This window comes from Kineosporia corallincola, assembly GCF_018499875.1.
In the GTDB taxonomy this organism is placed as follows: domain Bacteria; phylum Actinomycetota; class Actinomycetes; order Actinomycetales; family Kineosporiaceae; genus Kineosporia; species Kineosporia corallincola.
Window position 1 is genome coordinate 111,178 of the sequence record NZ_JAHBAY010000007.1, and the last position, 23,995, is coordinate 135,172.

Sequence of the window (23,995 nt, forward strand, 5' to 3'; positions counted from 1 at the left end):
CATGCTGTCGCCCCGGCCCGCACGGTGTCACCCGCGCGACACGAACTTCACTGCGTGCTGAACCGTGCCTGCGGAGGGTGTGTGCCGACGGGCGAAAGCGGGCGGAAATAGGGGAGCCACGGAATGAGAGCGGCGGTTAGGATCGTTCCCGTAAGCGCTGCCACCGTGCGGGAGGCAGCACGCCGAACCCGGAAGGCGGGCGCAACCCCAGCTCATGACGGAACCGAAGAACGCTCCGCAGAAGAGCGCGGAAGCCGTGCACCGGATCGTCGTGCCGGCAGAGGTCAACATGGTGGCCCTGCTGGGAGCCCGGGACGAGGTGCTGCGCGCGGTCGAGCGGGCTTTCAGCCGCGCCGACGTGCACGTGCGGGGCAACGAGATCACCGTCACCGGCCCGTTCGGTGAGGTCGCCCTGGTGGAACGGCTCATCGACGAACTGCTCGCGGTCGTGGCGGCCGGTCAGGCGCTCACGCCCGACGCGGTCGAGCGGTCGATCGGCATGCTCCGGCAGCAGACCTCCGAGCGTCCCGCCGACGTGCTCACGCTCAACATCCTCAGCAACCGTGGCCGCACGATCCGCCCGAAGACCCTGAACCAGAAGCGCTACGTCGACGCTATCGACCAGCACACCGTGGTGTTCGGCATCGGCCCGGCGGGTACCGGCAAGACCTACCTGGCCATGGCCAAGGCCGTGCAGGCGCTCCAGGCCAAGCAGGTCAACCGGATCATCCTGACCCGCCCGGCGGTGGAGGCGGGAGAGCGGCTGGGCTTCCTGCCCGGCTCGCTGACCGACAAGATCGACCCCTACCTGCGCCCGCTCTACGACGCGCTGCACGACATGCTCGACCCCGACTCGATCCCGCGGCTGATGGCGGCGGGCACGATCGAGGTGGCGCCGCTGGCCTACATGCGTGGCCGCACCCTGAACGACGCCTTCATCATCCTCGACGAGGCGCAGAACACCTCGCCCGAGCAGATGAAGATGTTCCTCACCCGGCTCGGCTTCCAGTCCAAGATCGTGGTCACCGGTGACGTCACGCAGGTCGACCTGCCCAGCGGCACCCAGTCCGGCCTGCGCGTGGTGCAAGACATCCTGGACGGCGTGGAAGACATTCACTTCTCCCGGCTGACCAGCAGCGACGTGGTTCGGCACCGGCTCGTCGGCGAGATCGTCGAGGCCTACGGCCGGTGGGACGTCGAACAGCAGACCGCCACGCTCGACCGGCCCGACTACCGGGGCACCCGGCAGCCGCAGGACCGGATGGCCCCGCAGAACCGGGTGGAGCGGCGCAGCCACCGCACCAGCCGGTAGCCGTCCGCCCGGCGGCCCTGTCCTGAACAGGTCCGGTGATGCGAGACAATGCCCAGGTGAGCATCGAGGTCAACAACGAGAGCGGCGTAGCCGTCGACGAGGCGGAAGTGGCTGCCCTGGCACGCAGTGTGCTCGACGCCATGCGGGTCCACCAGCAGGCCGAGCTGTCGATCGTGATGGTCGACGAGTCCTCGATGGAACAGCTGCACATCCAGTGGATGGACGAGCCGGGTCCGACCGACGTCCTTTCGTTCCCGATGGACGAGCTGCGCCCGGGCAAGGACGACGAGGAGCCGGAGCCCGGTCTGCTCGGCGACATCGTGCTGTGCCCCGAGGTCGCCAAGCAGCAGGCGGTCAAGGCCGGTCACTCGTTCGAGGAGGAGCTGCTGCTCCTGACCACGCACGGCATCCTGCACCTGCTGGGCTACGACCACGCCGAGCCGGAGGAGGAGAAAGAGATGTTCGGGCTCCAGCGCAAGCTCCTTCTCACCTTCCTGGCCACCCGCGGCAAGGCCTGAGGTATCCGGATGGTCGGCCTGATCTTCCTGGCATTCGCCCTCACCGTCGTCGCCGGCCTGGCCGCGGCGTCGGAGGCGGCGCTGTCCCGGATCGGCCGGTCGCACGCCGCCGACCTGAACACCCAGGGCCGGCGCGGCGCCGCGGCCGTGGTCCGGGTCGCCGACGAGCCCGCACCGGTGCTCAGCGTGGCCACCCTGCTGCGGGTCAGTGCCGAGGCCGGGGCCGTGGTCGCCGTCACCTTCGCCACCATCCGCGCCCTCGGCCTGCACTGGTCGTCGGGGCTGGTGGCGGGCGCGATCATGGCGGCCGCGTCGTTCGTCATGGTCGGCGTCGGCCCGCGCACCCTGGGCCGGCAGTACGCCGACCAGGTGTCGCTGATCGCGGCCGGCCCGCTGCTGGCGCTGACCACGGTGCTGGCCCCGCTGACCCGTCTGCTGGTGCTGATCGGCAACGCCGTCACCCCGGGCAGCGGTCTGCGCGACGGGCCGTTCGCGTCCGAGGCCGAGCTGCGTCAGTACGTCGACATCGCCCAGGAGAGCCAGCTGATCGAGCTGGGCGAGCAGAAGATGATCCACTCGGTCATCGACCTGGGCGACACCCTGGCCCGTGAGGTGATGGTGCCGCGCACCGACGTGGTCTCGATCGAGCGCGACCGCAATCTGCACGACGCCATGTCACTGTTCCTGCGCTCGGGTTTCTCCCGGGTGCCGGTCGTCGGCGGCGGTCTCGACGACCCGGTCGGCATCCTTTACCTGAAGGACGTGGCCCGGCGTACCCACGAGCAGCCGGGCACCGGCCTCTCGCAGCGGGTCGAGTCGGTCATGCGCAGACCGGTTTTCGTGCCGGACAGCAAACCGGTCGACGCCCTGCTGCGCGAGATGCAGCACGCCGGGCACGCGGCCATCGTGGTGGACGAGTACGGCGGCACCGCGGGCCTGGTCACCATCGAAGACATCCTGGAAGAGATCGTCGGCGAGATCGCCGACGAGTACGACCAGGCCGAGGCCGTGGTGGAGGAACTGCCCGACGGCCGCAGGCGGGTGAACTCCCGCATGCACCTCGACGAGCTCGGCGAACTGTTCGGCGTGGAGATCGAGGACGAGGAGGTCGACACCGTGGGCGGGCTGCTCTCCAAGGGCCTGGGCCGGGTGCCGATCGCCGGTTCCACCGCGTCGGTGCAGGGGCTGCTGCTCACCGCCGACACCTTCGAGGGCCGCCGGCACAGCCTGGCCACCGTGCTGGTCGGGCGGGACGAGGCGGCCCACGACTACGAGCACGCCGAGTCCCAGCCGTCCACGGAAGGAAGCGACGCCCGATGAGCAACCGGCGCAAGGCCTTCCAGGTGTTGCTGAACATCGCGCTGATCGCCGTGTTCGTCAGCTCGGCGCTCGCGGGCGGCTGGTGGTGGCTCATGCTGGTCCCCGCGGCCATCGCCGTCTTCCAGATCTACCGGGTGTTCCGCCCCGCCGACCCGGCAATCGCGCCGCAGCGTTTCCGGGAGCCCGGCAACCACCGCGTGGTGCTCCAGGTGACCGGGCCGCAGGCCATCCGGGTGATCTACGACATCCGCGTCACCACCGGCGCCGACCTGGCGACCGCCAAGAAACTGGCCGAGGACGCCCCGGTGATCGTCGCCGAGAACCTCAGCGAGTCCAGCGCGGGCCTGATCGTCGACCGTCTGACCAAGGCCGGGGCACGTGCCATGGCCGCACCCATCGGAGAAAAGTGACCACCACCCACCGTTCCGGTTTCGCCTGCCTGGTCGGCCGGCCCAACGCGGGCAAGTCCACCCTGACGAACGCCCTGGTCGGCGAGAAGATCGCGATCACGTCGAGTCGTCCGCAGACCACCCGGCACACCATCCGCGGCATCGTGCACAAGCCCGACGCCCAGCTGGTGCTGGTCGACACCCCGGGTCTGCACAAGCCCCGCACGCTGCTCGGCGAGCGGCTGAACAACCTGGTGCGCGAGACCCTGCTCGAGGTCGAGGTGGTCGGCTTCTGCCTGCCCGCCGACGAGAAGATCGGCCCCGGCGACAAGTTCATCGCCAACGAGCTGAAGGAGCTGCGCCGCACCAAGGTCGTCGCGATCGTCACCAAGGCCGACAAGGTCAAGCCGCAGCGCCTGGCCGAGCACCTGCTCGAGGTGCAGGAGCTGATGGAGTCGGACGACATCATCCCGGTCTCCGCTGTCGACGGGTTCCAGGTGGAGGCGCTGAAAGACCTGCTCTGCGCGCATCTTCCCGAGGGCCCGCGGATGTATCCGGACGACGAGCTCACCGACGAGCCGGAGAACGTGATGATCGCCGAGCTGGTCCGCGAGGCCGCGCTGGAGGGTGTGCGCGACGAGCTGCCGCACAGCCTCGCGGTGGTCGTCGACGAGGTCAGCGAGCGCGAGGGCCGCCCGGCCAACAGCCCGCTGCTCGACGTGTTCGTGCTGCTCTACGTGGAGCGCGACAGCCAGAAGGCGATCGTGATCGGCAAGGGCGGCAGCCGGCTGCGAGAGGTCGGCACCAATGCCCGCAAGGAGATCGAGGCCCTCCTCGGCACCCGGATCCATCTGGACATCCGGGTGAAGGTCGCCAAGGACTGGCAGCGCGACCCGAAGCAGATGCAGCGACTGGGCTTCTGAGGTTGTCGGCGGGAACCCAACAGGGACGACGCAGGCCGGGGCGGCTGTTCGCCGACCTGACCCCTCTGCGGCACAGCCCTGCCTACCGCAGGATGTGGTCGGGCACCTTCCTCTCCTCGATCGGCTCGCAGCTCACCAACGTCGCGGTCGGCCTCCAGGTCTACGACCTCACCGGGTCCACCTTCAAGGTGGGCCTGGTCGGCCTGGTGGCCCTGGTGCCGCTCATCGTGTTCGGGCTGTACGGCGGCTCGATCGTGGACGCCTTCGACCGGCGCCGGGTGATCATCACCAGTTCCACCGGGTTGTTCACCATGGCCCTGTGCTTCGCGCTCCAGGCCTGGGCCGGGCTGGAACAGCTCTGGCTGCTCTACCTGCTGGTGGCCGTGCAGAGCGGGTTCTGGGCGGTGAACTCCCCGGCCCGGATGGCGATCCTGCCGCGGTTGCTGCCGGCGCCGATGCTGCCGGCCGCGAACGCCCTGTCCGGCCTGGCCAACAGTGTCGGCATGACGCTGGGCCCGCTGCTGGCCGGGTTCTGGGTGAGCTGGTTCGGTTTCGGCGGAACGTATTTCAGCGAGGTGGTGCTGCTCGGCGTCGCGCTGACCACCCTGGTGGCGCTGCCGCCGATGCCCCCGGTGGGGGAGGTGCGCCGCTCCGGGCTGGGCTCGGTGCTGGAGGGCCTGAACTACCTGCGCACCCGGCCGAACGTGCGGATGACCTTCGTCGTCGACCTGATCGCGATGATCTTCGCGATGCCGCGCGTGCTGTTCCCGGCGCTGGGCGCGGCGGTGATCGGCGGCGGCGCCGAGACCGCCGGCATCCTGGCCGCCGGGATCGCCACCGGCGCGGTGCTGGCCGGGGTGTTCTCCGGCCCGCTCGGCCGGGTGCGGCGTCAGGGGCTGGCCGTGCTGGTCGCGATCGTCGCCTGGGGGTCGAGCATCACGCTGTTCGGGCTGGTGGTCGGGCTGTCGTCGGGGCCGCTCCCGGACGGCGGCGCACGGTGGCTGCTGTGGCCGGCGTTCGCGCTGCTGGCGGTGTCCGGGATGGCCGACTCGATCAGTGGCGTTTTCCGCAGCACCATCCTCCAGGCGGCCACACCGGACCAGATGCGCGGCCGGCTACAGGGTGTCTTCGTGGTGGTCGTCGCGGGCGGCCCACGGCTGGGCGACCTGGTGGTCGGATCGGCGGCCGACCTGACCGGCGAGGGCGTGGCGGCGGTCGCCGGGGGCCTGACCTGCATCGCGCTGGTGGTCCTGATGGGTCTGCTGCAACCGCGTTTCGCCCGGTACGACGCGCGCGACCCGCAGCCGTGAGCGGGCAGTTCCGCCGTCCACGATTTGATAGACCCATGCACCGAGCACACCCACCCGGGCCAGCCACACGACCGCCCCGCCGACGACGGCGCCGATCAGCCCGCCCAGGCCGTTGGTGATCACGTCGTCGATGTCGGTGGCCCGGCTGTAGATCGGCAGCTGGAGGATCTCCACACCGATCGACACCAGCATGGCCAGCGCGGCGCAGGCGAGCACCCACCGGCGCACGGCGAGGTGGAGGAACAGCCCGAGCGGCACGAACATGGCCACGTTGCCGACCAGGTAGATCAGCAGGTCCGCCGGATCGTGGGTGTAGCGGCTGAGCGTGCCGAACGGGGTGAGCTGGAGATGTCCCGGGCTGGTCGCGCCGGCCCGGCGGGTCAGCGTGCTGATCGCGATCACCCCGAGCGTGCCCACCACCAGGCAGAGCGCCCAGAGGTTCAGCCCGTGCCACTGCCGCCGGTTGCGCACGGCCCAGGCGGCCGCCACGGCCAGCGCGGCCACCACGATGTCGAGCACGAGCTGGGTACCGAAACTGCCCCCGAACCTGAGGGCGTTGGAGAACCAGTAACCGTCGGCGTGCACGGGGGCGAAGGTGAGCGGGGTGGTCACGTGAGCATGATGGGAGCGCGGCCCTGAGAAGTCCCTGAGGCAAACTCTTAGGACTTGCTTAACTGACGTCCATCAGGTGGGAATCCCGGTCGCGATTGTGGCCTCGCCGCGGAGCGGATGTAACCTGTCGACCGTGCGTTCCGAGCTTCTCCTTCTTGGTCGCCGCGGCGGGACCTGCTAGGCCGGTCCTCTCGTCGCGGTGGTTTCTGCATGCCGGCCGATCGTCCGCTCCGAACCGAAACCAAGAAGAGGCAAGAAGCCATGAAGAACATGCAGAAGCCCTCCGGCATGCCGGTTCACAAGTACGTTCCGTTCCACGAGCTGATCACCGTGGACGTCGAGAACCGCACCTGGCCGGACCGGCGCATCGAGACCGCTCCGCGCTGGTGCGCGGTGGATCTGCGTGACGGCAACCAGGCGCTGATCGACCCGATGAACTCCGAGCGCAAGCGCCGGATGTTCGACCTGCTGGTCCGGATGGGCTACAAGGAGATCGAGGTCGGGTTCCCGGCGGCCAGCCAGACCGACTTCGACTTCGTGCGGGAGCTGATCGAGGGCGGGCACATTCCCGACGACGTCACCATCCAGGTGCTGACGCAGGCCCGGGACGCGCTGATCGAGCGCACCTTCGAGTCGATCAGGGGCGCCAAGCAGGCGATCGTGCACCTGTACAACTCCACCTCCACGTTGCAGCGCAAGGTCGTGTTCAACGCCGACGAGGACGGCATCGTCGACATCGCGCTGAACGGCGCCCGGCTGTGCAAGAAGCTGGCCGACGAGATGGACGGCACCGACGTCTATTTCGAGTACTCGCCGGAGTCGTACACCGGCACCGAGCTGGAGTTCGCCAAGCGCATCTGCAACGAGGTGCTGGCCGTGTTCGAGCCCACGCCCGAGCGCAAGGTCATCATCAACCTGCCCGCGACCGTCGAGATGGCCACGCCCAACGTGTACGCCGACTCGATCGAGTGGATGAACCGAAACCTGGCCTTCCGCGAGAACGTCATCCTGTCGCTGCACCCGCACAACGATCGCGGCACCGCCGTCGCCGCCGCCGAGCTGGGCTACCAGGCCGGCGCCGACCGCATCGAGGGCTGCCTGTTCGGCAACGGTGAGCGCACCGGCAACGTCTGCCTGGTCACGCTGGGCATGAACCTGTTCGGCCAGGGCATCGACCCGATGATCGACTTCTCCGACATCGACGAGGTCCGCCGCACGGTCGAGCACTGCAACCAGCTGAAGGTGGCCGAGCGTCACCCCTACGGTGGTGACCTGGTGTTCACCGCGTTCTCCGGCTCGCACCAGGACGCGATCAAGAAGGGCATGGAGGCCATGCAGGTCTCCGCCGCCGAGCAGGGCAAGACCGTCGACGAGATCGTCTGGGCCGTGCCGTACCTGCCGATCGACCCGCACGACGTGGGCCGCTCCTACGAGGCCGTGGTCCGGGTCAACAGCCAGTCCGGCAAGGGCGGCGTGGCCTACCTGATGAAGAACGAGTACCAGCTGGACCTGCCGCGCCGCTTGCAGATCGAATTCAGCCAGGTGGTGCAGAAGTTCACCGACTCCGAGGGCGGCGAGGTCACCCCGGGCCAGCTGTTCACCATCTTCTCCGACGAGTACCTGCCCAGCACCGAGTCGTCCCGCCCGTCCTGGGGCCGGTTCGCGCTGAAGTCGATCGAGCACACCAGCGACGACAACGGCGCCGACCGGCTGAAGGTCGAGATCGTCGACGGCGGAGCCCCGTTCACGTTGCACGGTGTCGGCAACGGCCCGATCGCGGCGTTCGGTGACGCGCTGGCCGGCCACGGCATCCCGGTGCGGGTGCTGGACTACAGCGAGCACGCGATGAGCGCCGGTGGCGACGCCAAGGCCGCGGCCTACGTCGAGTGCCAGATCGGCGAGAACGTGCTGTGGGGCGTGGGTGTCGACGAGAACATCGTGCGGGCCTCGATGAAGGCGGTGCTGTCGGCCGCGAACCGCTCGGCCGGTCGCTGATTTTTAATTGAGGACGGCGCTGAGCTTCTGAAGAAGTTCGGCGCCGTCCTCACTTTGCCGGTGGGCCACGCGTTTACTGGGTATGAGGGAGAATTGCACACGTGCCGGTGACCTATCGCGACGAGGCGGTCGTCCTGCGTGCCCAGAAACTGGGCGAGGCCGACCGCATCGTCACCCTGCTCACCCGCGAGCACGGGCGGGTGCGGGCGGTGGCCAAGGGCGTGCGCAAGACGATGTCCCGGTTCGGGGCCCGGCTGGAACCGTTCATGCTGATCGACGTCCAGCTCTACGAGGGGCGCTCCCTCGACACGGTGGCCCAGGTCGAGACGATCGGGCCCTACGGCCTCACCATCGTCGCCGACTACGCCCGTTACACCGCGGCCACGGCGATGCTGGAGACCGCCGAGCGGCTCACCGAGACCGAGCGGGAACCGGCGCTCCAGCAGTTCCTGCTGCTGGCGGGTGGGCTGCGCACGCTCTCGCAGAAGCTGCACGAGCCCGGGCTGGTGCTCGACGCCTACTTGGTGCGCTCGCTTTCGGTCGCCGGCTGGGCGCCCAGCTTCACCGACTGCGCGCGCTGCGGCGAGACCGGCCCGCACCGGGCCTTCTCGCTGGCGATGGGCGGCTCGGTGTGCCGCAACTGCCGTCCACCGGGCTCGGCGGCACCTCATCCGGAAACGCTCCAGCTGCTGTCGGCCCTGCTCACCGGCGACTGGCCCAGGGCCGACGCGAGCGAGGCCCGGCGCCGGCGCGAGGCCAGCGGGCTGGTCGCGGCCTATCTTCAGTGGCACGTCGAGCGCCGGGTGCGGTCGTTGCGCTGGGTGGAGCGCGAGGGCGACCGGCCGCTGATCGACGTCGCCTCCATCGAGCGGGCCCAGGCGGCCGTCGCCCCGCAAAACCCGCAGCCGCAACGGGACTACGATCGGCCCGCTCCCGATCCTCGTCCCTAAGGGGTTTCCCTTGGCGCTCCGCCGTCGCCAGTCACTGCCCGTGCGCACCGCCCCGCCGATCGCGCCGCCTCCGCACCCGTCGGGGGCCAGACCCCCCGCGATCCCGGCCGAGCTGGTGCCGAAGCACGTCGCCATCGTCATGGACGGCAACGGCCGCTGGGCCAACCAGCGCGGGCTGAGCCGCACCGAGGGCCACAAGATGGGCGAGGCCTCACTGCTCGACGTGGTGGCGGGCGGCATCGAGATCGGCGTCAAGCACATCTCGGCGTACGCGTTCTCCACCGAGAACTGGAAGCGCTCGCCGGAGGAGGTGCGCTGGCTGATGGGCTTCAACCGCGACGTCATCCGGCGCCGGCGTGACCAGATGCACGAGTGGGGTGTGCGGGTGCGCTGGGCGGGGCGCCGCCCCAAGCTGTGGGCCAGCGTGATCAAGGAGCTGGAGGTGGCCGAGGAGCTGACCCGCGGCAACGACACGATCACCCTGACGATGTGCGTCAACTACGGTGGCCGGGCCGAGATCGCCGATGCCGCACGCACGATCGCGCAGCTGGTGGCGCAGGGCAAGCTCGACCCGGACCGGATCGACGAGCGCACCGTCCAGAAGTACCTCGACGAGCCCGACCTGCCTGATGTCGACATGTTCCTGAGGTCGTCGGGGGAGCAGCGCACCTCGAACTTCATGCTCTGGCAGTCCGCCTACGCCGAGATGGTGTTCATGGACGTGCTGTGGCCCGATGTCGACCGGCGCACGCTGTGGGAGGCCGTGGAGATCTACGCCGAGCGCGACCGGCGGTACGGCGGGGCGATCGACAAGCCGACAGCCTGAGTGCTGGAATAACGAGAATCGTTCTCAAGTTACCCTGCATGCACCCGGAACGGCCGGGCGTGTGAAGGAGTGATGCGAGATGGCTAGCCGCACCGAACTGCGACCGATCGTGAAGATGCGTTCGACGGCGGGCACCGGGTACACCTACGTCACCCGGAAGAACCGCCGCAACCACCCCGACCGGCTGGTGCTGCGCAAGTTCGATCCGATGGTCCGGCAGCACGTGGAGTTCCGCGAAGAGCGCTGATCGCTCACCCGCTCACCCGGGCACCCGCTCACCCGGGCACCCGCTCACCCGGGCACCCGGGAACCCGGAAACCCGGGCACCCGGAAACGGGGCGCCCCACTTCGGTGGGGCGCCCCGTCGCTGTTTCCGGTGGCAGTTCGCCGACGGCAGCCGCCTGATCCGGGCGTTCCACCGGCACTCCGGCCGGCGCAGAACCGGTGGGCCCGCGAGCTGCCGACCCGGCCGGCTCGCGAGCAGCTGACCCGGTGGGCCCACGAGCTGCCGACCCGGCCGGCTCGTGAGCAGCTGACCCGGCCGGCTACCGGGCCTGGCACTCCGCGCAGATCCCGGTGATCTCCACGACGTGGTCCACCTCGGCGAAACCGTTGGCCGCCGCCACTTTCTGCGCCCACTTCTCGATGGACGGGCTCTCCACCTCGACCGTGCACCGGCACACCCGGCAGAGCAGGTGATGGTGGTGCCCGCGGCTGCACCGGCGGTACATGGACTCGTTCTCGGCGCTCTTCAGCACGTCGACCTCGCCGTCCTCGGCGAGCTGCTGGAGCGTGCGGTACACCGTGGCCAGACCGACGCCGTCGCCGCCGTCGCGCAGGATGGTGTGCAGCTGCTGCGCGCTGACGAACTCCTCCACCTGGTCCAGGGCCGCCGAGACGGCCACCCGCTGCTTGGTCTCTCGCCGGTTCGTGCTCATGGACCGAAGCTTTTCATGTTAGGCGACCCTCAGGGAGCGCTGTGCAGACATGACATTCATTCTCAGTTGTCCGTGAGGGCCCGTCAAAGGCGTTCGCCCTGGGCACAGCGCCCAGGGCGGGTCTTGCCGGACGACCACCGGGCGCCTCCTCGCTACGGCAGCGACTGACAAGACACGCCCTAGAATGTCCCGGTGTTCGTCGTCACCAGGTACCGCGTACCGGCGCAGGAGTCGGAACAGTTCGCCGTCCTCGCGCGGGAGGCCCTGGCCGCGCTCGGTGAACGGCCGGGCTGCCTGGACGGGCGGGTGAGCCGGTCCATCGACGAGCCCGGCCTGTGGGTGCTCTCCACCCGCTGGGAGAGCGTCGGCACCTACCGCCGCGCCCTGTCGAACGCGGAGGTGAAGATGCGCGCCGTGCCGTTGATGTACCGCTGCATCGACGAGCCCACCGCCTTCGAGGACCTGGCCACCTGGTCGCCCGGCACGGGTCTCGCCGAGCACGAGAGCGACCTCATCGTCGACTGAACCCGGCCGGACCGCCGCCCCGCCGGAAACCTCGTCGAAAGCTGTCCACCGACGCGCGTACGCTACGTGACGTCCTTTCTTTCATCGTCGCCCGCCGACACCCAGCCGGATGGAGTGAGCCGTTCGTGGCCGCCAAGCAGGAATCACGTCTAGACGCCGTCATCAATCTCAGCAAGCGCCGGGGCTTCGTCTTCCCCAGCGGTGAGATCTACGGCGGTACCCGCTCGGCGTGGGACTACGGCCCGCTCGGCGTGGAGCTCAAGGAGAACATCAAGCGCCAGTGGTGGCGCTACATGGTCACCGGCCGCGACGACATCGTCGGCCTGGACTCCTCGGTCGTCCTTCCCCGGCAGGTCTGGGAGGCGTCCGGCCACGTCGACGTGTTCAGCGACCCGCTGGTCGAGTGCCAGTCGTGCCACCGCCGCTACCGGGAGGACCACCTCCTGGAGGAGTACGAGGAGAAGAAGGGCCGCCCGGCCACCTCGCTCGAGGAGATCGCCTGCGCCAACTGCGGCACCCGCGGCGCCTGGACCGAGCCCAAGCAGTTCTCCGGCCTGATGAAGACCTTCCTCGGTGTGGTCGAGGACGAGTCCGGCATGGCCTACCTGCGCCCGGAGACCGCGCAGGGCATCTTCGTCAACTTCAAGAACGTGTACCAGTCCGCGCGCCGCAAGCCGCCCTTCGGCATCGGCCAGATCGGTAAGTCGTTCCGCAACGAGATCACGCCCGGTAACTTCATCTTCCGCACGCGTGAGTTCGAGCAGATGGAGATGGAGTTCTTCGTCGAGCCCGGCACCGACGAGGAATGGCACCAGTACTGGATCGACCACCGGATGGCCTGGTACACCGACCTCGGCCTGAGCGCCGACAACCTGCGGCTGTACGAGCACGCCAAGGAAAAGCTGTCGCACTACTCCAAGCGCACGGTCGACATCGAGTACCGCTTCGGCTTCCAGGGCTCGGAGTGGGGTGAGCTGGAGGGCATCGCCAACCGCACCGACTACGACCTGAAGACGCACAGCGAGAAGTCCGGCGTCGACCTGAGCTTCTTCGACCAGGCCAGCAACACCCGCTACCTGCCCTACGTGATCGAGCCGGCCGCCGGCCTGACCCGCTCGCTGATGGCGTTCCTGGTGGAGGCCTACGCCGAGGACGAGGCCCCGAACACCAAGGGCGGCGTGGACAAGCGCACCGTGCTGAAGCTCGACCACCGGCTGGCCCCGGTGAAGGCCGCGGTGCTGCCGCTGTCGCGCAACGCCGACCTGTCGCCCAAGGCCCGCGACCTGGCGGCGGAGCTGCGCCGCTCGTGGAACGTGGACTTCGACGACGCGCAGGCCATCGGCCGCCGCTACCGTCGCCAGGACGAGATCGGCACGCCGTACTGCATCACCGTCGACTTCGACACCCTCGAAGACGACGCGGTGACGATCCGCTCGCGCGACACCATGGAGCAGGAGCGCGTGCCGCTGAACGGCGTCACCGCGTGGCTGGGTGCGCGTCTGCCGGGCTGCTGACCCGGCACCGCATCGAAGCGAACGAAACGGCCCGGGGGAGTGCGTCTTCCCCGGGCCGTCGCATGTGCCCGGCCGGTTGGACGGCTCCTGGCCCGGCACGGACATGACCTGCCCGGATTTCGCTGTGCTGATCGACTGTCACGCAAAGTGGTTGCGTGGTGGGCGATTTGCTCGGGTACCGTTCGCCCGTGTTCAACCGATTGGAGGCCGCCGCCGAGTGGTCGTCGCTGACCCACGCCCACGGTGAGGCCGACGACACCCCAGGGCTTCTCGCCCAGATGTGGCACGACGACTGGGCCGACGCCGTCGACGAGCTGTTCGCCTCGGTGCTGGCCGGTGATGCGGTGTATCCGGCCACGGTGGCCGCGCTGCCCTTTCTGGTGGACGTCGCCCTGGACGGCTCGGCACCCGGCCGGTTCGGGGCGCTGCAACTGCTCGGCGGCTACGGGGAGGCGCTCGCGGCCGGGTCGTGCCCCGGGTTCCTGGCCGGTGAAGCCCTGGCCGGGCTGGGCGATTCGGTGCTCGCGCTGCTGCCGTTGGCCGCCGACCCGGACCCGGACGTGCGGATCGCGCTGTACCGCTGCGCCGTATCGTGGGGACCCTGGCCGCAGGTCGCCGACGTGCTGCGGGAAAGGCTTGCGGCCGAGGACGATCCACAGGCCCGGCTGGCGCTCATGCGGCCGCTGGCCCGCCTGCGGCTGTTGACCGCGGCCGACCTGGAGAACCGGCCGGACGACGTGGTGTTCGCCGTGGCCTGGTCGGCGGTGACGGACGGGCCGGAACTGCCCGGCGCGGTGGATCATCTGGTGCGGTTGTGGCTCTCCCGGGCGGCCGGGCATCCGGTCGGTGACGATCCGCTGGGCGCCCTGGTGCGCTCGGCCGGGGTGCGGGCGGTGCCGGTGCTGGAGCGCCTGGCCGGTGTGGTCGCGGCCGTCGAGCTGGCCTGGGGCTGGCACGACGTGGCCCGGTTGTCCCGGTCGGCGGCGGGACCGGCGCTGGAGGCGGTGCTCGGGCTCGCCGACGGGATCGAGAGGGTGGACGTCGAGAGCTTCGTCGGCGCTCTGCTCCCGCTGCTTCCCCTCGCCGGGCCCCGGGCGGCCGAGCCGCTGGTCGGCCTGTTGCGTCGCACCCGGCCCGCGGCCGACGGCCAGGCCGCCTGTGCCGTGGCGCTGTTCGCCGTGCGTGACCCGCGATGGGTCGAACCGGCCCTGGCCGCAACCGTTTCGGGGCAGGCGCCCTGGGTCGAGGTGGGCGGCAACCCGCTGGAGTTCGCGGAGGCCCTGGGCGAGTTCGGTGCCGGCCCCGGTGTCTGGGACGAGCCCGGCCTGGCGACCGTGGCCCTGGCCGCGATCGCGGCCCGGGCGGAGGCTGCCGGGACGTGGACCGCCCTGCTGGTCGGGCTGCCCGCCTCCGCCCTGCCGGTGGGGAGTGTCAGGACGCTGCTGGGGCTGCCTGATCCACACCCGGGTCAGCCGGGCCCTGACCGGCCGGCTGACCCGGTGGCGCCGTCGAGGCCGGCGATGCGGTTGCTGGCCCGGCTGGCCCGGGACCGGCGGGAGTTGTTCGACGACGCGGCCCGCCGGGCGATCTCGTCGCTGCCGGTGTCGGCCGGCGACACCGGGGCCTGGCTGCTGGTGACCCAGGCCCTGCTGAGTGGTGGCGATCCGGCGGCGTTCACCCGGGCCTGGCGGATCAGCGAGTCCGGGCCCGGGGAGGACGAGCTGCTGCGGATCTGGGCCGCCCACCCCTCCGAGGAGCTCGACCGGGTCTGCCTGGACCTGATCACCCGCACCACCTGGGCTCCCTACCGCAGCCGCGCCGTGCAGGTGGCGGCGGCGGAGATCCTGCTGGGGGCCGGCGGGACGCCGGAGGAACTCTGGCCGGCTCTGCTCACCCTGCTCCCGGTCGCGGGTGCCGCGCTGCCCGGCGTGATCCGCCTGGGCCACCGGCTGGTGACCGTCCGGCCGGAGCTACGCGACGAATGGGTCGCGGCGCTGGGGGATTTCGCGGACGACGTCCCCCAGGCCCTGGAGGCCCTCCAGACACTCGGCGCGATCGCGCCGGAACCGGCGGTGCGACGTGCCGTGGCCGGGCTGACCGGGCCGACCGGACTGGCCGGAACCCGCCGGGCCGCCGAGGCGGTGCCGGTGGTCGCGCGGGTCATCCGTAACGCCCTGGCCGAGCAGCCGCACCTGCGGCCGGAGGTCACTCGGGCACTGGCCCCGCTGATCGCCGTGGACGAGCGGGTTCTGCTGCCGGGGGAGGTGTCCGGCGACACCGTGCTGACCCGGGCGCTGCGGGCGGGAGTGCGGTCATGATCGACTGGTCCGCCCTGGAACACGCCTACGGCGCCGCCGACGACACCCCCGGCCTGATCGCGCGGCTGCGGGAGGGGGACTGGCCGGAGGCCGTCGAGGACCTGTTCTCGTCGATCCTGCACCAGGGCAGCGTGTATCCGGCCACACTGGCGGCACTTCCGCTGCTGGCCGGGGTCGCGCTGGACCGGGACGCGCCGGGCCGGCTCGGGGCGTTGCAGCTGCTGTGCTCCTACGGCGACGCGATCGCCGCCGGGTCGAGCCGCAACCCGGCCTACCTGCCGCCCGGTACCGACCTGGAGGCGTTCGACGCCCAGGCCCGCGCCGGGCTGGCGCACGTGGCCCGCACGCTGCTGCCCTCGATCACCGACCCGGACCCGGAGATCCGTGTGGCGGTGTACGAATGTTCCTGCTACTGGCAGGATTCAGGGCCGGAGGTGGCCGGGGCCCTGCGCGGGGCGTTCGCCGGGGAGAACGACCTGGCCGCCCGCGTGGCGCTGATGGAACCGCTGGCCCGGCACCAGCTGCTGACCGCGCCCGACCTGGACGCGCTGGTGGCGCGGGAGCAGGACGAGGTGCTGTTCGCCGCGGCCTGGTCCGCGGTGGCCTGCGGGCTCGGCCTGGCCGGGGCGCGGCAGCACCTGGTGCGCCTGTGGCCCACCTGCGCGGCGGCGTATCCCGGCCAGGGCGAGGCTCATTCGCTGCACCTGCTGATCGAGAACGCGGGCTCCGCGGCGCTGCCGGTGCTGCGTGACCTGGCGCAGGGACCGGTGTCCGCCCTCACGACCGAGGCTGTCGCCGAGGCCTGGGGACTGCTGGCCGCGATCTCCCGCGCGGCGGCGGAACCGGCGGCCGAGGCCCTGATCGGCCTGCTCGAGCCGGCCGTGGCGAACGGTGCGCCGGCCACGGTCGCGGTGCTGGAGGCCCTGCTGACCGTGCGACCGGCTGCCGGTCCGTGGGGTCCGGCGATCGCCGGCGCCGTGGTCGGGGTGCTCGACCAGGAGCCCACCGACCGCCTGGTTCTGGCCACCGCCGCGGTGCTGTTGTTCGCCCTGGAGGAGCCCCTCTGGGCCGTCCCGGCGCTCACCGTCGTCGACGAGCCGGGCGAGCTGAACGTGGCCGTCGGTGACGGCGGCAACCGGGCGGACCTCCTGACCGCACTGGTCGGCTACCCCGGTCCGCGTCGGCGTCCGGTGAGCTGGGCGTCCGAAGAACTGATCGCCGTGGCGGAAAGGGTTTTCGCCGTCCACCCGGATCGGGCCGGGCCCTGGGCGTACGTGCTGGGTGGGCTGACGCCGTCCATCGACCTGGCCGGTCTGTTGCTGCGTGCGGCGTCGCGGGGCGGTCCGGACCCGCGGGTGCTGCGGGCCCTGGCGACGGTGGCCGCCGGGGACAGGCGGGTGTTCCCGCCGGACGCCCGCACCGCCGTCGGGAACCTGGTGGCGGGTGATCCGGCCGGCGAGGTCTGGCTCGTCACCACCCGAGCCCTGCTGGGTGCGGAACCGGACCCCGGGGCGGCGTTCTCCCGCATCTGGCAACTGGCCGAGAACGTGCCCGGCCGGGACGACCTGATCCGGATCTGGGCGCTGATGCCGACACCGCAGCTGGAGACGGCCTGCCGGGAACTGCTGGCCGGCGGCGTCGCGAATTCCCTGTTCGACCGCCATCTTCAGCTGGCCGCAGCCTCCCACCTGCTCGACGGCGGCGGCAGTGACGACGGCAGTGACGACGACCGGGCCCGGGCGGTCTGGCCGACGGTGAGGACCATGGCCGACCTGGCCGACCAGCCCCTGCGGGAGACCGTGGCGGTCGGCGACCGGGTGGCACAGACGGACGACACGTTGCTGCCGGACTGGCTGGAGCTGCTGCACGACCTCGCCGGGCCCGGCCGCACCGACTGGTTCGGGCCTCACCACGAGGCCACCGCCCTGGCCGTGGAGAGTCTGCTCCGGTTCGGCGCCCTCACCGCGGACCAGGCACTGGACCGGGCGCTGGCGGCACAGGCAGCGGCGGTGCGGGTGCACCACGCCGGGCGGGTGACGCCGGTGCTCGCCCGCGTGCTGCGGCAGGCACTGGAGCAGGACCCGGGGCTGCGGCCCCGGGCCGTCGAGGCACTCGCCCCGCTGCTGGAGTCCGACCGGCGCACCCTGTCCTCGTCCCGGCGTGGCATCACCGAGGACACCGAGCTGGCCCGGCTGCTGCGCGAGGCCCTGGCCTGATCTCATGATCACCCCATGACACCTGTCATGGGGTGATCATGACGTCCGGCATCCGTGCCGCACGCCGCGCCCGGCCAGGCTGGAGCCATGGACACGACAGCGGTCATCACCCCGGCGGTGGAACTCTCCGGGCTGGTCAAGACGTTCGGCACGGTCACCGCGGTGAACGGTCTCGACCTCAGCGTCGCGCCCGGCGAGGTGGTGGCCTTCCTCGGGCCGAACGGCGCCGGGAAGACCTCGACGATCGACATGATGCTCGGTCTCAGCCGCCCGGCCTCCGGCGCGGTGAGGGTGTTCGGGCTGGACCCGGTGGACGCCGTGGCGCAGGGCCGGATCGCCGCCGTGATGCAGACCGGCGGCCTGCTGAAAGACCTGACCGTGCTGGAGACGGTGCAGCTGAGCGCCTCGCTGTACCGCGACCCGCGCCCGGTCGGGGAGGTGCTGGAACGGGCCGGGATCAGCGGGATCTCGGGCCGCCGGGTGGGCAAGTGCTCGGGAGGGGAGCAGCAGCGCCTGCGGTTCGCGCTGGCGCTGCTGCCGGAGCCGGATCTGCTGGTGCTGGACGAGCCGACCACCGGCATGGACGTGGAGGCCCGGCGCGCCTTCTGGAACGCGATCCGGCAGGACGCCGCCCGGGGCCGCACGGTGCTGTTCGCCACCCACTACCTGGACGAGGCCGACACCTACGCCGACCGGATCGTGATGATCCGCAAGGGCACGGTGGTGGCCGACGGCACCGCCTCCGAGGTGCGCGGCATGGCGGCCGGCCGGCAGGTGCGCGCCGTGCTGCCGGGCGCCGACCAGGTCGCGCTGGCCGCCCTGCCCGGCGTGACATCCGTTGCGCAGCGCGGGGACTCGGTCACCATCGAGTGCTCCGACTCGGACTCGGTGCTGCGCCACCTGATCACCCGGACGCCGGCGCACGACTTCGAGGTCACCTCGCGCAACCTGGAGGACGCGTTCATCGCCCTCACCACCGGTGAGTGAGTCGCGAGCTCATCGTCGTCCCAAATTAAAACACAAGAAGGAGTTTTCGAGATGAGTGCGATGACGACGGCCCGCGGGCCGGTCACGTTCAGCCCCACCTACCTGGTGCTCGAACTGCGCCGGGCCCTGCGCAACCGCCGCACACTGGTGTTCCTGCTGGTCATGCCGCCGGTGTTCTTCCTGCTCTTCGGTCACGACTACCGCGACAGCGACCCGGCCGCCTTCGCCTACGTGATGGTCAGCATGGCGGTGTACGGGTCGATGATCGCCACCACCTCGATCGGGGCGCAGGTGTCGGTGGAGCGCGCGCAGGGCTGGACCCGGCAGCTGCGCCTGACCCCGCTGCGGCCCACCGGTTACGTGCTCACGAAAGTCGGTGCGGCATTGATCCTCGGCGTCGTCCCGATCGGTATCGTGCTCGGGGTGGGCGCTTTCATGGGGGCACAGCTGAGCGCGGGGGAGTGGGTGTCGGTCGCGGTGCTGAGCTGGTTCTGCTCGCTGGTGTTCGCCGCGTTCGGGCTGTTCATCGGCTACCTGATCCCGGCCGAGAACGCGATGCAGTTCCTCGGCCCGGTGCTCGCCCTGATGAGCTTCTTCGGCGGCCTGTTCCAGCCCCTCGACACGATGCCGCAGGCCCTGCAAGACATCGCCCCGTGGATGCCCACCTACGCCGTCGGGCTGATCGCCCGCAGCCCGATCACCGATTCCGGTCTCACCCCGGCACACCTCGGCGACCTGGTGCTCTGGACGGGGATCTTCGTGGCCGGCACCGCGATCCTGTTCCGCCGTGACACGCAGCGCGTCTGAGGCGCTGTTCCGGTTCGCCGAGTGGGTGCGGGCCGGAATGGTGCCCGGGCCCGACGCCCACCGGTTCCCGGCGTCGGCTACCGTCGGCGCCATGGGGGGCGACGCGAGCAGGGGGACGAGCGATCTGGTCGGCCCACCCGTGCTGTCTCGCGGGCCACTGGGCGGCCGCCGCCGCAGGGAACTGCGCCTCGGCCCCCTGATCCTCTCGCCGCGCCTGGTGCTGGCCGGCATCTGGCTGGTCTTTCTGCAAGACACCCTCTCGGCCGCCCTGCGACTGGAGTCGGTGCTCAGCCGGATCGCGGGAACCGTTGTGCTGGTGGTTTTCTGCGTATTCTACCTGTACGCCTTCACGGTCGCCCGCAGCCGCACCTGGACCGGCCGGCCGCTGGGCACCGCGCGGTTCCTCAGCGTCTGCCTGCCGGCGCTCGGCCTGACCCTGCTGGCCTGCTGGATCATCGGGGAGTACGGCCTGACCCTGCTGGTGTACGACGGGGTCGTCGCGGTGATGATCATGCGCATCGAATGGGCGATCGGCACGGTGCTGGCCCTGGTCGCGGTGGTCGAGCTCAGCACCCGGTCGATGCCGGGCTGGGTGCGGCAGGACGGCCTGGCGCTGTCGATCCTGCTGTCGGCCGTGGCGGTCTGGGGGATGACCCAGATGGCCGCCCGTAACATCCAGCTCGACCTGGCCAACGACGAGATCGCCCGGCTGGCCGTGGCCCGCGAGCGCGACCGCTTCGCCCGCGACCTGCACGACCTGCTCGGCCACTCGCTCACCGTGATCACGATGAAGAGCGAGCTGGCCGGGCGGCTGGTGCCGCTCGACCCGGCCCGCGCCGAGGCCGAGATCGCCGAGGTGGAACGGCTGGCCCGGGACGCCCTGGCGGACGTGCGGCTGGCGGTGGCCGGGTACCGCGAGGTGACGCTGTCGACCGAGCTGGTGTCGGCCCGCACCGCCCTGGACGCCGCCGGCATCGAGGCCGAGCTGCCCAGCGCGGTCGACGAGGTGCCGGGCGAGCGGCGTGAGCTGTTCGGCTGGGCCGTGCGCGAGGGCGTCACCAACGTGATGCGGCATTCCGGTGCGAGGCACTGCCGGATCACCCTGACCCGTGACGGTATTCACATTGTGGACGACGGAAGCGGGCCACCCTCAGCCGGTTCCGGGAATGCGGGTGGTCACGGTCTGCGCGGGCTGCGGGAGCGGGCGGAGGCGGCGGGGGCCGTGGTGACGGTGGGGGCGGGTGACGACGGGCGCGGGTTCCGGCTGGAAGTGGCCTTCGGCCGAGAGGGTTTCCGGACGACGGGCTCGAGGAACGGGAATGACTGACGGCACGATCCGGCTGTTGCTGGCCGACGACCAGGCGATGGTGCGCGGGGCGCTGGCCGCGTTGCTCGGGCTGGAGCCCGACCTGGAGGTGGTGGCCGAGGTCGGGCGCGGCGACGAGGTGGTGGCCGCGGCGCTGGGCAGTGACGCCCAGGTGGCGCTGGTCGACGTGGAGATGCCGGGGCTGGACGGCTTGAGCGCCACCCGCGAGCTGCGGGCGGCGGTGCCGGGCTGCCGGGTGCTGATCGTGACCACCTTCGGCCGGCCCGGCTACCTGCGCCGCGCGATGGAGGCCGGGGCCGCGGGTTTCGTGGTGAAGGACACCCCGGCCCGGCAGCTCGCCGACGCGGTGCGCCGGGTGCACCAGGGGCTGCGGGTGGTCGACCCGGCACTGGCCGCCGAGACCCTGACCGCCGGCGAGAGCCCGCTGACCGGCCGGGAGACCGAGGTGCTGGCCGCGGCGCGGGACGGCGGCACGGTGGCCGACCTGGCCCGCACGCTCAACCTCAGCGCGGGCACGGTGCGCAACCACCTGTCCTCGGCCATCGGCAAGACCGGTGCCCGCACCCGCGCCGAGGCGGTCCGGCTGGCCGACGAGAACGGCTGGCTGCTGCGCTGACCCGACCCCGACCCCGACCCCGACCCCGACCCGACCCCGACCCGAACCGACCCGAATCGAACCGTGCGCAGCCGTGCCGAACGCTGCCGGGAGCGGGATGATGTGGTTATGACCGAGTTCGACGCGATCCTGTTCGACGCCGGCGGGGTACTGGTGCTGCCGAGCCCGGAGATGACCGGTCCGCTGGTCGAGCCGTTCGGTGGATCCGCCGAGCCGGCCGTGCTGATGCGGGGTCACTTCGCCGGGGCCCACGCCATGGACCACGCCCGGGCCGAGGGCGAGGAGTCCGACTGGCTCGCCTACGGCCGGGCCTACGTGCGCGCCGCCGGCGTGCCCGCCGACCGTGAGGCCGAGGCGGCGGAGGCCTTCGTCGAGGGCTTCAACTACACCTGGTGGCGCGAGCCGGTGCCGACCGCCGCCCGGACCCTGCACGCCCTGGCCGAACGCGGCGTGCCGATCGGCATCGTCTCCAACGCCGGCGGCCAGGTCGAGAACGACCTGGCCGCCCTCGGCATCTGCGGGGTGGACACCCCCGGCGCCGCCCGGGTGGCCTGCGTGATCGACTCGCACGTGGTCGGCGTGTCCAAGCCCGACCCGGCGATCTTCCGGCACGCGCTGGACGCGCTGGGGCTGGCCGCGTCACCCCGCATCGCCTACGTGGGCGACACGGTGTTCTTCGACGTGCGGGCCTCGGTCGCGGCGGGCCTCACCCCGCTGCTGCACGACCCCTTCGGCCTGCACGCCGCCGACCCGCACCCGAGCGGGCCGCACCGCGTGCTGCCCCGGCTGGAGGACCTGCTCGACCTGGTCTGAGAGCTGCCGCGAGACCTGCCGCGAGACCTGCCGCGCGTCAGTTCTGCAAGCGGGGCTTCCGCGTCACGATCCTCTCCACGTTGCGCAGGGTCTGGTCGATCCCGGCGTTGATCGTGTCCGGGTCGTCGTGCTCGGTGTGCAGGGTGACGGCCAGCCGGGCGCGCTCGCCGTCCGGCGTGACCTCCAGCGATCCGCCGTAGTCGTGGTCGTTGAGGGCCGGGGTGCCCCAGCGGATGGCCCGCCGGTCGGCGTCCACCGAGAACGAGGCGTTGGACTCCACCTGCTCCGGGTGGCCGCCGGCCGTGGCCTCGGCCGGCACCCGCGCGGTGACGTGCACCTCGTCGCCGGTGGCGGAGTGCGCCTCCTTCAGGCCGGCGAAGTAGTCGGGCAGGTTCTCCACCTTCGACAGGTACTCGAACAGTTCGTCCGGGCTCGCGTCGACGGTCAGGGCACGCTGGTACTCGGGCATTGCGGTTACCTCCTGAGGGTGCTGGTCAGGTGGGTCGTCGCACCAGCCTGCTGCGCCGCCCGGGGTCCGCATCCCGAGCCGGTCCGCAGGTGCGGGAGAATGGCCAGGTGACAGCTCTACAGGTCGGACCGCACCGGGTCGCCACCCCCGTCGTCCTCGCCCCGATGGCCGGTATCACCAACACGGCCTTCCGACGGCTGTGCCGCGAGCAGATGGCGGCCGAGGGCGGGGAGGGGCTGTTCGTCAGCGAGATGGTCACCTCGCGCGCGCTGATCGAGCGCAACGACGAGTCGATGCGGCTGATCCAGCACGACCCGGACGAGAACCCGCGCAGCGTGCAGCTCTACGGCGTCGACCCGGCCACGGTCGGGGCCTGCGTGTCCATGCTGCTCGACGAGGACCGGGCCGACCACATCGACCTGAACTTCGGCTGCCCGGTGCAGAAGGTCACCCGCAAGGGTGGCGGCGCGGCCCTGCCCTGGAAGGCCGGGCTGTTCGCGGCCATCGTGGGCGCCGCGGTGAAGGCGGCCACCCCCTACGGTGTGCCGGTCACCGTGAAGATGCGCAAGGGCATCGACGCCGACCACCTGTCCTACCTCGACGCCGGGCGGATCGCCGAGGCCGAGGGCGTGGCCACGGTGGCGCTGCACGGCCGCACGGCCGCCGACTACTACTCCGGCACGGCCGACTGGTCGGCGATCGGCACGCTGAAGCAGCACGTCACGAGCATCCCGGTGCTCGGCAACGGCGACATCTGGTCGGCCGACGACGCGGTACGCATGATGGCCCAGACCGGCGCCGACGGCGTGGTGGTGGGCCGGGGCTGCCTGGGCCGGCCCTGGCTGTTCGCCGACCTGGCCGCGGCGATGAACGGCCGCGACACCCGTCGGCGGCCCGACCTCGGCTACGTGCTCGCCACCATGCGCCGCCACATCCAGCTGCTCACCGAGCACTACGACGGCTACGAGAAGCCCTACAAGAAGACCGGTCAGGACGCCGAGAGCAACGCCGAGAACCGGGCCTGTCGCGACTTCCGCAAGCACATCGCCTGGTACTTCAAGGGTTACGTGGTGGGCAAGGAGATCCGCACCGGCCTGGCGATGATCAGCTCGCTGGCCGAGTTCGACCACCTGGCCGGCCAGCTCGACGGCAGCCAGCCCTACCCGGGCGAGCACGCCGAGGGCCCGCGCGGCCGGGCCGGCTCGCCGCGCTCGGTGTCGCTGCCGGAGGGCTGGCTGAACAGCCGCGAGATCGACGGCGAGCTGGCCGGCGTGCTGCGCGAGGCCGAGTTGTCGGTCTCCGGCGGCTGA

The 23,995-nt window shown here is 71.2% G+C and carries 22 protein-coding genes and 1 pseudogene; 20 read left to right on the plus strand and 3 right to left on the minus strand.

Features of this window, described 5'->3' with window-relative positions:
- Positions 1-214: 214 nt before the first annotated feature.
- The 6 genes from KIH74_RS17965 (at position 215) to KIH74_RS17990 (ending at position 5,772) form a co-directional block, all read left to right on the plus strand.
- Positions 215-1,312 carry a PhoH family protein gene (locus tag KIH74_RS17965; protein ID WP_214157128.1) on the plus strand — a complete coding sequence of 366 codons (1,098 nt, stop codon included), beginning with the start codon at positions 215-217 and terminating at the stop codon, positions 1,310-1,312.
- Between the two features lie 56 nt (positions 1,313-1,368).
- The gene (gene ybeY, locus KIH74_RS17970; RefSeq protein ID WP_308113869.1) at positions 1,369-1,830 is read left to right on the plus strand and encodes an rRNA maturation RNase YbeY; all 462 of its coding nucleotides are present in this window, start codon (positions 1,369-1,371) and stop codon (positions 1,828-1,830) included.
- Between the two features lie 9 nt (positions 1,831-1,839).
- Positions 1,840-3,150, plus strand: coding sequence for a hemolysin family protein (locus KIH74_RS17975; protein WP_214157130.1), 1,311 nt, complete (start codon positions 1,840-1,842; stop codon positions 3,148-3,150).
- Positions 3,147-3,560, plus strand: a complete 414-nt coding sequence (locus tag KIH74_RS17980; RefSeq protein WP_214157131.1) for a ribosomal protein L7/L12 — start codon at positions 3,147-3,149, stop codon at positions 3,558-3,560. The genes KIH74_RS17975 and KIH74_RS17980 overlap by 4 nt, the downstream gene beginning before the upstream one ends.
- Positions 3,557-4,462 carry a GTPase Era gene (gene era, locus KIH74_RS17985; RefSeq protein ID WP_214157132.1) on the plus strand — a complete coding sequence of 302 codons (906 nt, stop codon included), beginning with the start codon at positions 3,557-3,559 and terminating at the stop codon, positions 4,460-4,462. The genes KIH74_RS17980 and era overlap by 4 nt, the downstream gene beginning before the upstream one ends.
- A gap of 92 nt (positions 4,463-4,554) precedes the next feature.
- Positions 4,555-5,772 (plus strand): MFS transporter, encoded by a 1,218-nt coding sequence (locus KIH74_RS17990; protein WP_372492092.1) that lies wholly within the window; start codon positions 4,555-4,557, stop codon positions 5,770-5,772.
- Between the two features lie 93 nt (positions 5,773-5,865).
- Here KIH74_RS17990 and KIH74_RS38720 read toward each other — a convergent pair.
- Positions 5,866-6,384: pseudogene (locus KIH74_RS38720) on the minus strand (VanZ family protein); the annotation flags it as partial.
- Positions 6,385-6,645: 261 nt separating this feature from the next.
- Between KIH74_RS38720 and leuA the strand changes: the two are divergent.
- From leuA to rpmG, 4 genes are all read left to right on the plus strand, one after another.
- A complete protein-coding gene (gene leuA, locus KIH74_RS17995; RefSeq protein WP_214157134.1) occupies positions 6,646-8,379 on the plus strand; it encodes a 2-isopropylmalate synthase in 1,734 nt (577 codons plus the stop codon).
- Between the two features lie 101 nt (positions 8,380-8,480).
- Entirely contained in the window at positions 8,481-9,329 is an 849-nt protein-coding gene (recO, locus tag KIH74_RS18000) for a DNA repair protein RecO (RefSeq protein ID WP_308113870.1), read from the plus strand.
- Between the two features lie 10 nt (positions 9,330-9,339).
- Positions 9,340-10,155, plus strand: a complete 816-nt coding sequence (locus KIH74_RS18005; protein WP_246572609.1) for an isoprenyl transferase — start codon at positions 9,340-9,342, stop codon at positions 10,153-10,155.
- Between the two features lie 79 nt (positions 10,156-10,234).
- Positions 10,235-10,402 (plus strand): 50S ribosomal protein L33, encoded by a 168-nt coding sequence (gene rpmG, locus KIH74_RS18010; protein WP_214157135.1) that lies wholly within the window; start codon positions 10,235-10,237, stop codon positions 10,400-10,402.
- Between the two features lie 298 nt (positions 10,403-10,700).
- Here the strand turns inward: rpmG and KIH74_RS18015 are convergent, their stop codons facing one another.
- Complete coding sequence (locus KIH74_RS18015; RefSeq protein ID WP_214157136.1) at positions 10,701-11,093, minus strand: Fur family transcriptional regulator; 393 nt, start codon at positions 11,091-11,093, stop codon at positions 10,701-10,703.
- A 192-nt stretch (positions 11,094-11,285) separates the two neighbouring features.
- On the opposite strand from KIH74_RS18015, the gene KIH74_RS18020 reads away from it, so the two are divergent.
- The 9 genes from KIH74_RS18020 to KIH74_RS18060 all read left to right on the plus strand — a co-directional run bounded on the left by KIH74_RS18020 (position 11,286) and on the right by KIH74_RS18060 (position 22,216).
- The gene (locus tag KIH74_RS18020; protein ID WP_214157137.1) at positions 11,286-11,618 is read left to right on the plus strand and encodes an antibiotic biosynthesis monooxygenase family protein; all 333 of its coding nucleotides are present in this window, start codon (positions 11,286-11,288) and stop codon (positions 11,616-11,618) included.
- Between the two features lie 125 nt (positions 11,619-11,743).
- A complete protein-coding gene (locus tag KIH74_RS18025) occupies positions 11,744-13,132 on the plus strand; it encodes a glycine--tRNA ligase (RefSeq protein ID WP_214157138.1) in 1,389 nt (462 codons plus the stop codon).
- Positions 13,133-13,320: 188 nt separating this feature from the next.
- Positions 13,321-15,450 (plus strand): hypothetical protein, encoded by a 2,130-nt coding sequence (locus tag KIH74_RS18030; RefSeq protein ID WP_214157139.1) that lies wholly within the window; start codon positions 13,321-13,323, stop codon positions 15,448-15,450.
- Positions 15,447-17,666: an amino acid adenylation domain-containing protein gene (locus tag KIH74_RS18035; protein WP_214157140.1), complete on the plus strand. Its 2,220-nt coding sequence runs from the start codon at positions 15,447-15,449 to the stop codon at positions 17,664-17,666. Before KIH74_RS18030 ends, KIH74_RS18035 begins: the two co-directional genes overlap by 4 nt.
- Positions 17,667-17,753: 87 nt before the next feature.
- The gene (locus tag KIH74_RS18040) at positions 17,754-18,653 is read left to right on the plus strand and encodes an ABC transporter ATP-binding protein (protein WP_214157141.1); all 900 of its coding nucleotides are present in this window, start codon (positions 17,754-17,756) and stop codon (positions 18,651-18,653) included.
- Between the two features lie 51 nt (positions 18,654-18,704).
- Positions 18,705-19,460 (plus strand): ABC transporter permease, encoded by a 756-nt coding sequence (locus tag KIH74_RS18045; protein ID WP_214157142.1) that lies wholly within the window; start codon positions 18,705-18,707, stop codon positions 19,458-19,460.
- On the plus strand, positions 19,441-20,787 hold the full coding sequence (locus tag KIH74_RS38725) for a sensor histidine kinase (RefSeq protein ID WP_214157143.1): 1,347 nt from the start codon (positions 19,441-19,443) through the stop codon (positions 20,785-20,787). Before KIH74_RS18045 ends, KIH74_RS38725 begins: the two co-directional genes overlap by 20 nt.
- Positions 20,780-21,403 (plus strand): response regulator, encoded by a 624-nt coding sequence (locus KIH74_RS18055; protein ID WP_214157144.1) that lies wholly within the window; start codon positions 20,780-20,782, stop codon positions 21,401-21,403. The genes KIH74_RS38725 and KIH74_RS18055 overlap by 8 nt, the downstream gene beginning before the upstream one ends.
- 108 nt (positions 21,404-21,511) lie before the next feature.
- Positions 21,512-22,216 carry an HAD family hydrolase gene (locus tag KIH74_RS18060; protein ID WP_214157145.1) on the plus strand — a complete coding sequence of 235 codons (705 nt, stop codon included), beginning with the start codon at positions 21,512-21,514 and terminating at the stop codon, positions 22,214-22,216.
- Between the two features lie 37 nt (positions 22,217-22,253).
- Here the strand turns inward: KIH74_RS18060 and KIH74_RS18065 are convergent, their stop codons facing one another.
- The gene (locus KIH74_RS18065; protein ID WP_214157146.1) at positions 22,254-22,685 is read right to left on the minus strand and encodes an SRPBCC family protein; all 432 of its coding nucleotides are present in this window, start codon (positions 22,683-22,685) and stop codon (positions 22,254-22,256) included.
- Positions 22,686-22,849: 164 nt separating this feature from the next.
- Here KIH74_RS18065 and dusB point away from each other — a divergent pair, with 164 nt between their 5' ends.
- On the plus strand, positions 22,850-23,995 hold the full coding sequence (gene dusB / locus KIH74_RS18070; RefSeq protein ID WP_214157407.1) for a tRNA dihydrouridine synthase DusB: 1,146 nt from the start codon (positions 22,850-22,852) through the stop codon (positions 23,993-23,995).